The sequence below is a fragment of the Parasedimentitalea psychrophila genome (genome assembly GCF_030285785.1).
Taxonomy (GTDB): Bacteria; Pseudomonadota; Alphaproteobacteria; order Rhodobacterales; family Rhodobacteraceae; genus Parasedimentitalea; species Parasedimentitalea psychrophila.
On record NZ_CP127247.1, the window covers coordinates 4,230,664 to 4,243,523 of the forward strand.

Consider the following 12,860-nt stretch of genomic DNA (forward strand, 5'->3'; position numbering starts at 1 on the left):
ACGAACACTTGCCACATACGAACTCTTGAAAGCACCGCATGAGCACAGATCCCCTTGTCGTCTTCACCCCCTCAGGCAAACGCGGGCATTTTCCCGTTGGCACCCCGGTTCTAACGGCCGCACGACAATTGGGTGTGGACCTTGACTCGGTCTGTGGCGGCCGTGGCATCTGTTCAAAATGCCAGATCACCCCATCTTACGGTGAATTCCCCAAGCACGGTGTCTCTGTGACGGACGATGCGCTGAGCCTCTGGAATAAGGTCGAACAACGCTATCAGGACAAACGTGGCCTGACCGCCGGCCGTCGCCTTGGCTGCCAGGCGACGGTGCAGGGGGACATCGTGATCGACGTGCCACCAGAAAGCCAGGTCCACAAACAGGTGGTGCGCAAACGGGCCGAGGTCCGCGACATTGAAATGAACCCCTCCACCCGTCTGTTCTATGTCGAGGTGGAACAGCCTGATATGCACAAGCCATCGGGGGATATGGAGCGGCTGATAGAAGCCCTGGAGGTCCAGTGGTCCCTGCAGAATATCCAAGCGGATTTTCACATCCTGCGGACCGCCCAGCCGATATTGCGCAAAGGCGGCTGGAAGGTAACGGTTGCGGTGCATTTGGGCGATGACACTCATCCGCCCAAAATCATGCACATCTGGCCCGGTTTCTTTGAGGGGTCGGTTTATGGGCTTGCGGTGGATCTTGGCTCAACCACCATCGCGGCGCACCTGTGTGATTTGCAAAGCGGCGAGGTGGTGGCCTCCTCTGGCATTATGAATCCACAGATCCGCTTTGGCGAGGATCTGATGAGCCGGGTGTCCTATTCGATGATGAACAAGGGCGGTGATTTGGAGATGACCCGCGCGGTACGCGACGGAATGAACGCTTTGTTTGCTCAGGTCGCGTCTGAGGCCGGCATCGACAAGGCGCTGATCGTCGACGCGGTGTTTGTTTGCAATCCGGTGATGCACCACTTGTTCCTGGGCATTGACCCGTTCGAGCTGGGACAAGCGCCGTTTGCCCTGGCCACCTCAAATGCCCTGTCGCTGCGTGCCGCCGAGCTGGAGCTGGATATCCACCCGGCAGCGCGGGTCTATTTGCTGCCCTGCATTGCCGGCCACGTCGGGGCAGATGCCGCCGCGGTGGCGCTGTCCGAGGCCCCGGATAAGTCCAAAGACCTGGTGCTGGTGGTCGACGTCGGCACCAATGCCGAAATCCTGCTGGGAAACACCGACAAGGTTCTGGCCTGTTCCTCCCCGACTGGCCCTGCCTTTGAAGGTGCGCAGATCAGCTCCGGCCAACGCGCCGCCCCCGGCGCCATAGAGCGTATTGAGATCAATCCGGTGACCAAAGATCCGCGGTTCCAGGTGATTGGATCAGATGTCTGGTCCGATCAGGACGGCTTTGCCGAGGTTATCGCCACCACCGGTGTCACCGGGATCTGTGGCTCTGGCATTATTGAGGCCATTGCAGAGATGCGGCTGGCCGGCCTGCTGGATGCCTCGGGGCTGATTGGATCTGCTGAGCAAACCGGCACGCCGCGCTGTATCGCTGACGGTAGGACCAATTCATATGTCATATGGGACGGCACCGCAGAGGGCAGCCCGCTGATCACCGTCACCAACCCCGACATTCGCGCCATTCAGATGGCCAAGGCGGCGCTCTATTCCGGTGCCCGGCTGCTGATGGACAAATTTGGAGTCGACACCGTCGACCGGGTGGTTCTGGCCGGTGCCTTTGGCGCCCATATCTCGGCCAAACATGCGATGGTGCTGGGGATGATACCCGACTGCCCACTGGCTAAGGTGACCTCGGCTGGCAATGCGGCGGGCACCGGCGCCCGGATTGCTTTGCTCAACACCAAATCGCGACGTGAGATTGAGGAAACAGTGCGCCAGATCGAAAAGATCGAAACCGCCGTCGAGCCCCGGTTCCAGGAGCATTTTGTCAACGCCTCGGCGATCCCAAATGCGATTGAACCGTTTCCGATCCTCAACAGCCTGGTGACGCTGCCGAATGTGAGCTTCAACACCGGCAGTGGCGATGGCGGCACCCGCCGCCGCCGCCGCCGTTAGGGCTTGGTACGATTGCTTTTGTCGCTTCAGGATCAAAAGTCATGATCTGTTAGAATTGTGACTTCAGCAATCGCCACAGCAATCCAGGGCTCAGGGTGGCAATCCAGCGAAGATCGACGGGCTGCCCGTCGATCAACACCGCTTTCACCTGCAAATTTGAGATGTCCGACGGATTGGTGCTGAGAGGGTTGCCATCAAGGATGGTGAAATCAGCCTTTTTGCCGATCTGGATCGAGCCAAACTGGGTCTCTTGGCCCAGCTGCTTGGCGGCATTCAGGGTCATCGCCGCCAGCGCCTGACGGGCGCTGAGCGATTGATCCGCAGCCACCACCATCCCATTCAGGCTTTTACGGGTGATGGCCGTGGCCAACGTCTGCATCGGATCTAGGGAGGTCGCGGGATGGTCGCCGTGTAGGGTGACCACAACCCCGGCGGATTGCGCATTGGCGACAGGCATATAGCGATCAACCCGCGACGCCCCAAAGATGTTTTGCAGTTGGTCGCCGTAATAGGTGATGTGATCAACAAAGAACCCCAGTGACACGCCAATCTCCCCCGCCCGCAAAATCTGCTCCTTTGTGATCAGTGCATTATGCTCCAACCGGTGGTTCAAACCCGGAGTGGGGATCTCCCGCGCCAATCTGGCCAATACAGTCAACGCGACATCAATGGCCTGCTCACCCTGCACATGCAGCGCAATTTGGCGACCAGACAGGTGATGAGGTCGCAATTTTTCATAGAGCTCATCCTCTTGCAGCAAGACCTCACCCCGGTGTCCTGCCGACAGTCCCAATGTCTCGGTTGTCAGCGGCGTCACCTCATAGGCGTCACGGGTTGCAGCTCCGCCGGTAAACGGCGATCCATCCAGCCAGTATTTGCGACCGACAACGGAAATTCTGCTTTGCTGTTTTCGGCGGACATCTTCCTGATCCTCGAGCAGATAGATGAAACTACGCAAAGACGAATCCCGCCCGCTGCCGATCCGGTATAATAAACCTACCGGATCCGGGTGGCGCCCAACCGCCCCGGCAATCCCGATGCTGGTAAAGCCTGCTTTGGCATAGGCCTGATATTGGCGCCGAACCAGCAGTTCAATAATTGCATCCGGCGCCACAGGAATAGCCGCAATCGCCTGATTGACCAGATCCAGCTCTGTAAGCCCGGCGCCGTGGGACAGCGCAATTCCCGCCGCCTTTAATCCAGCGCTGTTGATAAACGCCTGATGCAGCATCTGGGTCAGCACCAGCAATGGCTTATCCGGAGAAATTGCGTCCAACTCCTCCAGTGTTGGTGGGTGCAGCCCGGCAATGGCAATCGGATCCCAGCCAAAGGCGACAATCCACGGCGTCAGCTGCATCCCGTCAGCCGCACCGTTCAAGGCCGCCATGATCCCCTCTCGCGATGCATAGCGAGAGCCGCCGATGTCCACCGCAGCCCCCAATAATGCGCTGGCGATCGGATGAGTATGAGGCTCAACCAGCCCGGGAATGACCGTGCGACCCTGCCGCCGGATCACCGGCGCATTGCTCTGCGACATCAGATCTGCCAGCGAGCCAACAGATTTGATAACCGCCCCCTCAATCAGCACCGCCTCGACCTCAGGCTGTTCTGGGTCCATGGTCACAATGGTGCCAGCGGTCAAAATATAAACATCGGGCAATTGCGGAGGCTGGCTGTACCATAGAAGCGACAGGCCCCCAATGATCATGGTCCCGGCAATCCTGACACTCCAGCGCATTTATCTTCCCCCAGCAAATGTTCAAAAGAAAGATTTATGCGCCCGTCCCATTTTGTCCACATTGCCCCTAGGTCGCCTTGCGGAATTCGACCCGATTTGGCCTGATTTCCAATTGCGCCTGCCGGATGGCCTTGACGCCTCTGAGGTCATCGCATACCCAACAGTTGAGCGCGGGTATGGTGAAAAGGTATCACGGCAGCTTCCCAAGCTTTAGTTACGGGTTCAATTCCCGTTACCCGCTCCACTCGACTGCACCTGTACTGGACTGCCCGGCAGGTGATGCTTGCCTCAGCGAGGCGGTCTTCTGCCGTACTTTGGCGGCCATTTGGCAAGCGACGCATGGCTCAAGCCTGTCCTACGGCACCGCTTTGACACCGGCAAACCGGAGAACCAGTTTCTGGGGCGGACCAATTTCTGGGTGCCGCTTACCCGGCCAGACAAAGACCCATGCACCGGTGGTTACTTGGCGACAATCAAGGTGTAGAACAGGTGTTCATGGTCGATAGATCCCGGGTTGGAAAGTGTCACTTGATGACCGGGAATGGTGGACCAGCGGTCACCCGCTTTGAAGGTAACCTCAGCGCCGGTTGTGTGATTGACCACCAGCAGTTCCCCCATCGTACCTTGACACACACTCTGTGCCGGCACGGTGGTAGACCAAGAGGCGCCTGGTTTCAAAGTAATCTTGCGGAACAGAATTTTTTCGACGCCCGCTGTGTTAGAAGGATATTCGGCCATCACCTCGATGGCAACGCCTGCCGCCACATCCTGAGCTAGGCCGGTGCCGGGCACTGCCAATGATGTGATGGCTAAAACACTTGCTGCGATGAACATTTTTGAGAAACGTAACACCTCAATCTCCCCTGAAAGGTGAAAGTTGTGCTGCTCGAAGCCCTCAAATAGATGTGACAAACATAGCGCTCAATCGAGGTTTGGCAATATTTTGCCCTAGGCTGGTTCAAAAAAACACCCGCAACGGAGTGTTTTCTGCCGCTGCAGATGATCCCCCCACCTCGTACTCACCACCCAATGACGGGCTTCTTTAACGATGGAGAGATCACCTCCCATTTGTTGCAAGAGGCGACCGGTTGGGTAGAACTAGGGCCGCGGATCTGGTGCGGCGTTCTGCTGTCGACAACTGCCATGGCGAACGGGATCGATTACAGTGATTGTTCTTGCGAAGGGCCAGACAACCGTTGATGGGGTGGCAATAAATCGGCCAACAGGGTGTCTTTGACCGTGCAGGCGCTGTCAATTTCATTGAATAGCTCGATGGACCGATTTTCATCGAACAGCGGATCGATCACATCACCCCGCCGCATCTTGACGGTTTGCCAGAAAGACAGGCTTTGATTGATGTAGTGATTGAGTTGGAAAATGTAGTTGGCGGATATGGTTCGTGACGAACAGACCCCTTTGATCGAGTGTACCTGCAAGTTGGATTTTACCTTGATTTCACTGGTCCGGCAGATCCACTTTTGAAACCTGTGATCCTCCAAATCCGGCTGTCGCATCAAAAGAGTTGACCGAAGATCCTGCGGGTGATCGCGGCAACCACTGCTGCCAAAAATTGTCCAATTTGCATAAATAACATCCACATGCCGGAAGCGTGCCATCTCATCGCTCAATTTATGTCCGGATTTACAGATCCAAAACTCGTCCAAATCGGCGACAAGCAGCCACTCGCAGTTTTGCTTGATTCGGAATGTCCGGAATGCCGCCCAGTAATGATCAAGCTGGGCGTGCGGCCGGTTCAAACTGATGCATTTCACCAAGCCGCTTTCGATCCAGGGTTGCACTTTGGCGAGGCTATCGTCGGTGCTGCCATTGTCGATCAGATATATGGTGCCGACGCCCTGCCATTCATAATGCCTGATCCACTCTTCGATGTTGAGAGTTTCATTTTTCATGATGGCCAATACACCCAATGTATTGGGTTTTTCGGGCGTTCTGAGCTGGCGTTTTGCCCGTTGCAGACTATGTCTGTCTCTGTTCCATTTCCGAAATTTGGTAATAGCACTAAATTTTTTCTTCATGGATGTACCCAACTAGGCGTATAACGCCGGCAAAAACATTCCCTATGCTTAGCCAGTCACATCAAAAAGAAACAGCTGAACTGCGCCTTAATAAAGAAATCGGTTCAATCACCGATCAGGTCTGGCCGCACAGACAGGTGATCCGGATCGAAACCGTCAGGCCAGGTAATCCCCCTTTGGGTTCTGTGGAGCTCTGCCCTGACTTTCGGCTTGATCCTTACCGGCCTGAAGGCCCTTCAGTCCGGGCCGGGTGGCTGTTTTATGCAAAATGGCTTACTCAAGGGGCCCAATGAACCGTCATTGCCGTCAAAACGGCCCCAATGGGAGCCTCCTCAGCTGGTAACAACAGGGCGCGCTGCAGCGCCTTTCGCTTCTCCGCGCCATAGATCACCAGGTGTTTGGATATCGCCGCGTCCAACACCCGTGCAGACAGGCTGATGCGCGCCTCAGGCTGACTATCGGGTCGCAAGATTGCCAGGGCTGGCGCTGTAGGTTCGAGAGCCGCCCTAAGCCCCTGCACCCCCGGAAACAGCGAAGCCGTATGCATATCTTCGCCCATGCCCAACAGCAGAACCGATATCGGCAAGTCCGAGGAAATCGAGGCCTCAATACCGCCAATAGCGTCCTCGGGGTCTTGGTTCTGAACGTAAAAAGGAACAAATTTTGCCGCCGCCGCGCGATTTACCAGCAGTCGTTCGCGGATCATGCGCGCATTTGAACGGTCACTGTTGCTATCCACCCAACGCTCGTCGGTCGCCATCACCCGTATGCGCGACCACGCCAGATCGGCCGCACAGAGATCGTCGAAAATCGGGGCCGGCGTCGTCCCCCCCGCCACCGCAACAGAGGCCGTTTCATGGCTGAGCAAATGGGTATTGAGATCCTCCGCTATTTGATTTGCCACGTCGATCGCCAACATGTCACGATCTGCATATTCGATAATATTCATGGGACACCCCTCCCGTTTTTAACGTAAATTCGGGCGCCTCAGCCCATTGCCGTCATCGGCCCTATGATAACGCTATCATAGGGTTTAGGCCGAACGCCGCAGGATTACCAACTGGCAATCTGTTGCAACCGCCTGCTCACAAAAATTTGTAGCCCAAAGAGATTTCACTTCCGCAACAGTATCGTCTAAACATTGATGGCAAAAACCGCTTGGATCGCCTTGATGAAAGACCTGCCCCAAACCACAGCCAATGTTGGAAAGTTTCAGCATAGCCATGTCACGGCCAACGGCGAGTCCCGTGCGGTAGTCGCTCTCAGCCACCCCGAAACACTGTGGTTCAACACGGGGACGCTCTGCAATATTGAGTGCACAAACTGTTATATCCTCAGTTCGCCAAGCAACGATGCCCTTGTCTATTTAAATTCAGATGAGGTTCGGAACTATCTTGATCAGGTTGATTTGAGAAACTGGCCAATCAAGGAAATTGGTTTCACTGGCGGTGAGCCTTTTATGAATCCTCAGATGATCGACATGGCCCGCGCGGCCCTTCAACGGGGCTATAGGGTTCTGATCCTGACCAATGCCATGCAACCGATGATGCGCAAAACCGTCCAGACTGGTCTGCGACAGCTGATTTGCGATTTTCCGGGCAAACTGGAACTGCGGGTCTCTCTGGACCATTTTTCCGCCGAGTTTCATGATGCAGAGCGCGGAGTTGGCAGCTTCCAAAAGACAGTACAGGGCATGCATTGGTTACAAGAGAACGGGTTCACCCTGGCGGTTGCGGGGCGCGGACAATGGGGCAAAAGCGACGCCGATTGCCGATCCGGATATGCCGCCCTATTTGCAGAACAAGGGTTTGACATTGATGCCAATAACCCCAGTCAAACAGTTCTGTTTCCAGAAATGGACGAAACTGTGGAAGTCCCCGAGATAACCACTGCCTGCTGGGGGATATTGGGGAAATCGCCAAAGGACGTCATGTGTTCCTCCTCTCGCATGGTGGTGAAACGCAAGGGCGCCTCAGAGCCAACCGTCGTGGCCTGCACATTATTGCCCTATACACCAGAATTCGATTTGGGCCCGTCTTTGCAAGATGCAGAACAAGACATCGCCCTGAACCATCCCCATTGCGCAAAATTCTGCGTGCTGGGTGGGGCGAGCTGTTCCGCCTGATCCAGACCGCGGGTTTTGACCGATCTGGGCAATCCGGTTCAAAGCTCGGGGTAGCCGTAATTATTGGCAAATCATCTGCTAGTGCAGCGTCAATATTCCCGTCACATTGCGCCACTGCCCGGAACTGAGCAATTTGCGGTGACAAAACCGCACCGAATGAAGCGGTCCCTCGATTTCACGCTGCCAGAACTCGATAAATTCAAACAGCTTGGGGTGATCCGGCATCAGATCATAATCCTGCCAGACATATGTGTTCAGCACATGAATATAATCCGGCATGTGATAGGTGAATTCCGCAGTGGTCAGACCATAGCCCTTTAGCATCAATTCGGTCTCTGATGGCTCCATCTTTGCCTCCCGTATTTGGATATGTCCAACAAAGGTAGCCCGAAAATGGTTAATTTTAGGCCAAAACCAACGCGTTGCAGCCATTTTGGTGGAGAAATGCCTGTCAGAAACTCTGCTTGCTTGCGCCCCATATGCCCTCTCTGATAGGGTGCATCCACAAGATATAGACCCATCAATAACAACGGGCAGCAAACGTGAGCGATACGCCGGAAACTCCTGAAAATATGGATGAAACTCCTCCTTCTCGGCCGATTTATGATGGTCCTTCCGTCTCTATCGAATCCGAGATGCGGACCTCCTATCTCGACTATGCGATGTCTGTCATCGTCAGCCGTGCCATTCCTGACTTGCGGGACGGTCTAAAACCGGTGCATCGCCGCATTCTTTATGCGATGCACGAGACCCACAACACCCACGACAAGTCTTACCGCAAATCGGCCCGCCCGGTTGGCGATGTGATGGGTAAATACCACCCGCATGGCGATAGCGCGATCTATGATGCGCTGGTTAGAATGGCGCAGGACTTCTCGATGTCGCTGCCGCTGCTGGATGGGCAGGGCAACTTTGGCTCGATGGACGGCGATAACGCCGCGGCGATGCGCTATACCGAAGTGCGGATGGACAAGCCGGCTGCCTATTTACTGAGCGACATCGACAAAGATACTGTCGATTTTCAGGACAACTATGATGGCAAGGACCGGGAACCAACGGTTCTGCCCGCCCGTTTCCCCAACATGCTGGTCAATGGTGCCGGTGGTATTGCTGTTGGCATGGCCACCAATATTCCGCCGCATAATCTGGGCGAAGTGATCAACGCCACCCTGGCGCTGATCGAGGATCCGGATCTGACCAGCGAACAGCTGATCGACTATGTTCCCGGCCCCGATTTCCCCACCGGTGGGGTGATGCTGGGCCGGACTGGCGCCCGCAAGGCCTATCTCGAAGGCCGTGGCTCGGTGATCATTCGTTCCAAAACCCGGGTCGAGGAGATCCGCCGCGATCGCTATGCGATCATTGTCGACGAGATTCCCTATCAGGTGAACAAGGCGGCGATGATCGAAAAGATCGCCGAGCAGGTGCGCGACAAGAAAATCGAGGGCGTGGCCCACGTTCAGGATGAATCTGATCGCAACGGCGTCCGCGTGGTGATTGAGCTGAAACGGGATGCCACCGCCGAGGTGGTGATGAACCAACTGTTCCGGTTCACCCCCATGCAGACCTATTTTGGCTGCAACATGCTGGCGCTGAACGGTGGCCGGCCGGAAACCCTGACCCTGCGTCGGTTCCTGACTTCGTTCCTGGATTTCCGCGAAGATGTGGTGGCACGACGCACTGCCTATCTGCTGCGCAAAGCCCGCGAACGCAGTCATATGCTGTGCGGTCTGGCCGTCGCCGTCACCAATATTGACGAGATTGTCGCCACCATTCGGCAATCGGCAGATGCTGCTGAGGCGCGTGAAAAGCTAATGACCCGGCGTTGGCCGGCCCAGCCGATCTTGGAATATATCGCGCTGATCGACGATCCGACCCATACCGCCAACGACGATGGCACCTACAACCTGTCCGAAGCCCAGGCCCGCGCCATTCTGGAACTGCGCCTGCAGCGCCTGACCCAGATCGGGGTCAAGGAAGTCACCGACGAGCTGAGGGAACTGGCTGGCAAGATCAAGGAATACCTTGAGATTCTCGGCTCACGCGAACGCATCATGGGCATCATCTCGGATGAACTGACCGAGGTGCGCGACCAATTCGCGGTGCCGCGCCGCACCCAGATAGTCGATTGGTCCGGTGACATGGACGACGAGGATCTGATCGAACGTGAGGACATGGTGGTGACCGTGACCTCAGGCGGTTACATCAAACGCACGCCGCTGGCTGATTTCCGCGCTCAGAAACGCGGCGGCAAGGGTGTGTCGGGCATGCAGACCAAGGAAGAGGATGTCATCACCACCCTCTTTGTGGCCAATACCCATACCCAGCTGCTGTTTTTCACCACCGATGGCATGGTCTACAAGCTGAAAACCTGGCGGCTGCCGCAGGGTGGCCGCACCGCCAAGGGTAAGGCGGTGGTCAATATCCTGCCGATCCCACCCGGCGTGTCGATCGCGGCCATCATGCCGGTAGACGTGCCCGAGGACGACTGGGCCAAGCTGCAGATCATCTTTGCCACCACTGCGGGTGATGTCCGGCGCAATGCGCTGTCGGATTTCGTCAACGTCAAACGCAACGGCAAGATCGCCATGGACCTGCCCGAGGGGGTTGAGATGGTCAATGCGCGGATCTGTTCCGAACACGACGATGTCATGCTGGTGACCAATGCCGGCCGAGCCATCCGATTCTCGACCACCGATGTGCGGGTGTTCAAGGGTCGCAAATCCACTGGTGTGCGGGGCATCCGCCTGACCGACGACAACCGTGTGGTGTCGATGTCGGTGATCCGCCACTTTGAGGCGACATCAGACGAGCGGACCGCTTATTTGAAGATGCGCCGGGCGGTGGCCGGTCTGGCCGATGATGCCGAAGGTGCTGACGAAGACGCCAATGCCAATGCGACAATCGATCAACAGCGTTATGCGGAAATGTCGGCTGCCGAGAACCTGATCCTGACCATCACCACTGGCGGCTCGGGTAAACTGTCCTCCAGCCATGATTACCCGGTGCGCGGACGTGGCGGCATGGGGGTCGCGGCGATGGACAAGGCAATGCGCGGCGGTGAACTGGTCGCCTCGTTCCCGGTGGAACTGGACAACCAGATCATGCTGGCAACATCAAAGGGCCAGTCGATCCGGGTTCCGGTCGACGGCATCTCGTTCCGCTCGCGCAGCGCCGGTGGCGTCAAAGTGTTCAACACTGGCAAAGGCGAAGAGGTGGTCTCGGTTGCCTGGATCGCAGAGCAGTCCAACGATGAAGACGAGGGCGGCACCGAGGAATAACCTCTGCCGCCTCCGGGCCCTTAGCCAATCTATGAAAAAAGCGCCATCCAAGTTTGGGTGGCGCTTTTTTCATGGGGCTTTGGGGTCGGGCCATCAGACCAATTGGCAACCGTTCCCTTTGAATGAAATCTTAGTTTTTACAGGCCGTAGATCTCACCAAACTTCGCTTCCAGATAATCAAGCAGCGGTTCATGGGTTGGCGCCATGCCAGCGGCCTCTGTGATGGTGTCGCGAGGCGAGCGCAATCCGCCATATTGCTGAAGGTTCTGCTTTAGCCAGTCGGTGGCACCGGAGGTGTCGCCCAGGGCCAGTTGCTGATCCAGATCCGGAACTGATGTGCGCAATGTCTGGTTCAGGCAGCCGGCATAGACATTGCCCAGGCTGTAGGTTGGGAAATAGCCAAACAGGCCAACCGACCAGTGAACGTCCTGCAGGCAACCATTTGACGGCCTGTCCACGCTGTAGCCAAAATCAGCTTCGAAACGGTCATTCCAGGCCGCCTCAAGATCGCCAACCTGCAGATCCCCCGACATCAAGGCCCGCTCCAGATCAAACCGTAGCATGACGTGGAGATTATACTGAATTTCATCCGATTCAGTGCGGATATATCCGTTATGCACCTTGTTGACCGCAGCATAGAACCCATCGGCATCGGCAATGCCAAAATCACCAAAAACCTCGGTCATTTGGCCAAACAGCCAGCCGGTAAAGGCGCGGCTTCGGCCCAGCTGGTTTTCATAGATCCGGCTTTGGCTTTCATGCACCCCCATCGACACGCCACTGCCCAACGGTGTCAGCAAATAGGCGCTATCAATATTTTGCTCATAGCAGGCGTGGCCAACTTCGTGGATTGTTGAATAGATGCAGTTGAACGGATCCTCAGCACTGGTGCGGGTGGTGATGCGAACATCCAATCCACTGCCCGAGCTAAACGGATGCACCGCCTTATCGACGCGGCCGTGATTCATGTCGTAGCCAAACGCCTTGGCCAGTTTGCGGGCCAGTTTCATCTGTTTCGGCTCGTCAAACACACCCTCCAGACCTTTGGGCGTCGGCCGCTCCAGCACCGCCGAACGCAGGTTGACCAGACGCGGCCGCATGGCGTCAAAAATCGCGGATATCTGCGCACTGGTGGTGCCGTGCTCATAGTCTTCGATCATCGCGTCATAGAGGTCGCCACCATTGGCCAGTGCCGCGCCCTCCTCACGTTTTAGCGCGACAACCTCTTGCAGTACCGGGACAAATGCGGCGACATCTTCATCGGCGCGCGCCGCGGCCCATTTGCCCTGCGCTTGCGACGTCACCTGAGCCAGCATCTTGGCCAGGTCAGCCGGCACCTTTTGAGCCCGATCAAAACTACGCTGGATCTCTCTCAGCTGGGCGGCCCCGGCCGCGTCTGGCGCCTCGGCCATATCAAGCCATTCCGCCACTTTAGGGTCCATGCGACGGGCGTGCAAAACGGCCTCTATGGCCGCCATTTCCTCGCCTCGTTGCGGCGCAGCACCGCGCGGCATCATGGTTTCCTGATCCCACCCCAACCGACCAGCAACCTGACCAAGTGCCTGCGTGTCGCGCTGGAAACTCATCAGCTTGTCAAATGCGCTCATA

The 12,860-nt window shown here is 56.6% G+C and carries 10 protein-coding genes and 1 tRNA gene; 4 read left to right on the forward strand and 7 right to left on the reverse strand.

Annotated features, from left to right (window positions below; all coding sequences use genetic code 11):
* Positions 1-38 precede the first annotated feature (38 nt).
* A complete protein-coding gene (locus QPJ95_RS20460; protein WP_270918183.1) occupies positions 39-2,072 on the forward strand; it encodes an ASKHA domain-containing protein in 2,034 nt (677 codons plus the stop codon).
* A 49-nt stretch (positions 2,073-2,121) separates the two neighbouring features.
* Here the strand turns inward: QPJ95_RS20460 and QPJ95_RS20465 are convergent, their stop codons facing one another.
* A complete protein-coding gene (locus QPJ95_RS20465; protein ID WP_270918182.1) occupies positions 2,122-3,810 on the reverse strand; it encodes an amidohydrolase in 1,689 nt (562 codons plus the stop codon).
* Between the two features lie 170 nt (positions 3,811-3,980).
* Here QPJ95_RS20465 and QPJ95_RS20470 point away from each other — a divergent pair.
* Positions 3,981-4,054 (forward strand) — tRNA-Gly (locus QPJ95_RS20470).
* Between the two features lie 215 nt (positions 4,055-4,269).
* On the opposite strand, the gene QPJ95_RS20475 is transcribed toward QPJ95_RS20470, so the two are convergent.
* From QPJ95_RS20475 to QPJ95_RS20490, 4 genes are all read right to left on the reverse strand, one after another.
* Entirely contained in the window at positions 4,270-4,722 is a 453-nt protein-coding gene (locus QPJ95_RS20475) for a cupin domain-containing protein (RefSeq protein ID WP_270918181.1), read from the reverse strand.
* A gap of 248 nt (positions 4,723-4,970) precedes the next feature.
* Positions 4,971-5,846 (reverse strand): glycosyltransferase family 2 protein, encoded by an 876-nt coding sequence (locus tag QPJ95_RS20480; protein ID WP_270918180.1) that lies wholly within the window; start codon positions 5,844-5,846, stop codon positions 4,971-4,973.
* Between the two features lie 277 nt (positions 5,847-6,123).
* The gene (gene pgl, locus QPJ95_RS20485; RefSeq protein WP_270918179.1) at positions 6,124-6,795 is read right to left on the reverse strand and encodes a 6-phosphogluconolactonase; all 672 of its coding nucleotides are present in this window, start codon (positions 6,793-6,795) and stop codon (positions 6,124-6,126) included.
* An 84-nt stretch (positions 6,796-6,879) separates the two neighbouring features.
* The gene (locus QPJ95_RS20490) at positions 6,880-7,071 is read right to left on the reverse strand and encodes a hypothetical protein (RefSeq protein ID WP_270918219.1); all 192 of its coding nucleotides are present in this window, start codon (positions 7,069-7,071) and stop codon (positions 6,880-6,882) included.
* Here QPJ95_RS20490 and QPJ95_RS20495 point away from each other — a divergent pair.
* Complete coding sequence (locus QPJ95_RS20495; protein WP_270918178.1) at positions 7,018-7,971, forward strand: radical SAM protein; 954 nt, start codon at positions 7,018-7,020, stop codon at positions 7,969-7,971. The genes QPJ95_RS20490 and QPJ95_RS20495 overlap by 54 nt on opposite strands.
* Before the next feature lie 78 nt (positions 7,972-8,049).
* Here QPJ95_RS20495 and QPJ95_RS20500 read toward each other — a convergent pair whose 3' ends face one another.
* Positions 8,050-8,319, reverse strand: a complete 270-nt coding sequence (locus tag QPJ95_RS20500) for an usg protein (protein ID WP_270918177.1) — start codon at positions 8,317-8,319, stop codon at positions 8,050-8,052.
* 194 nt (positions 8,320-8,513) lie between these two features.
* On the opposite strand from QPJ95_RS20500, the gene gyrA reads away from it, so the two are divergent.
* Entirely contained in the window at positions 8,514-11,252 is a 2,739-nt protein-coding gene (gene gyrA, locus QPJ95_RS20505; protein ID WP_270918176.1) for a DNA gyrase subunit A, read from the forward strand.
* Between the two features lie 137 nt (positions 11,253-11,389).
* Here the strand turns inward: gyrA and QPJ95_RS20510 are convergent, their stop codons facing one another.
* On the reverse strand, positions 11,390-12,859 hold the full coding sequence (locus QPJ95_RS20510; protein WP_270918175.1) for a carboxypeptidase M32: 1,470 nt from the start codon (positions 12,857-12,859) through the stop codon (positions 11,390-11,392).
* Position 12,860 lies beyond the last annotated feature (1 nt).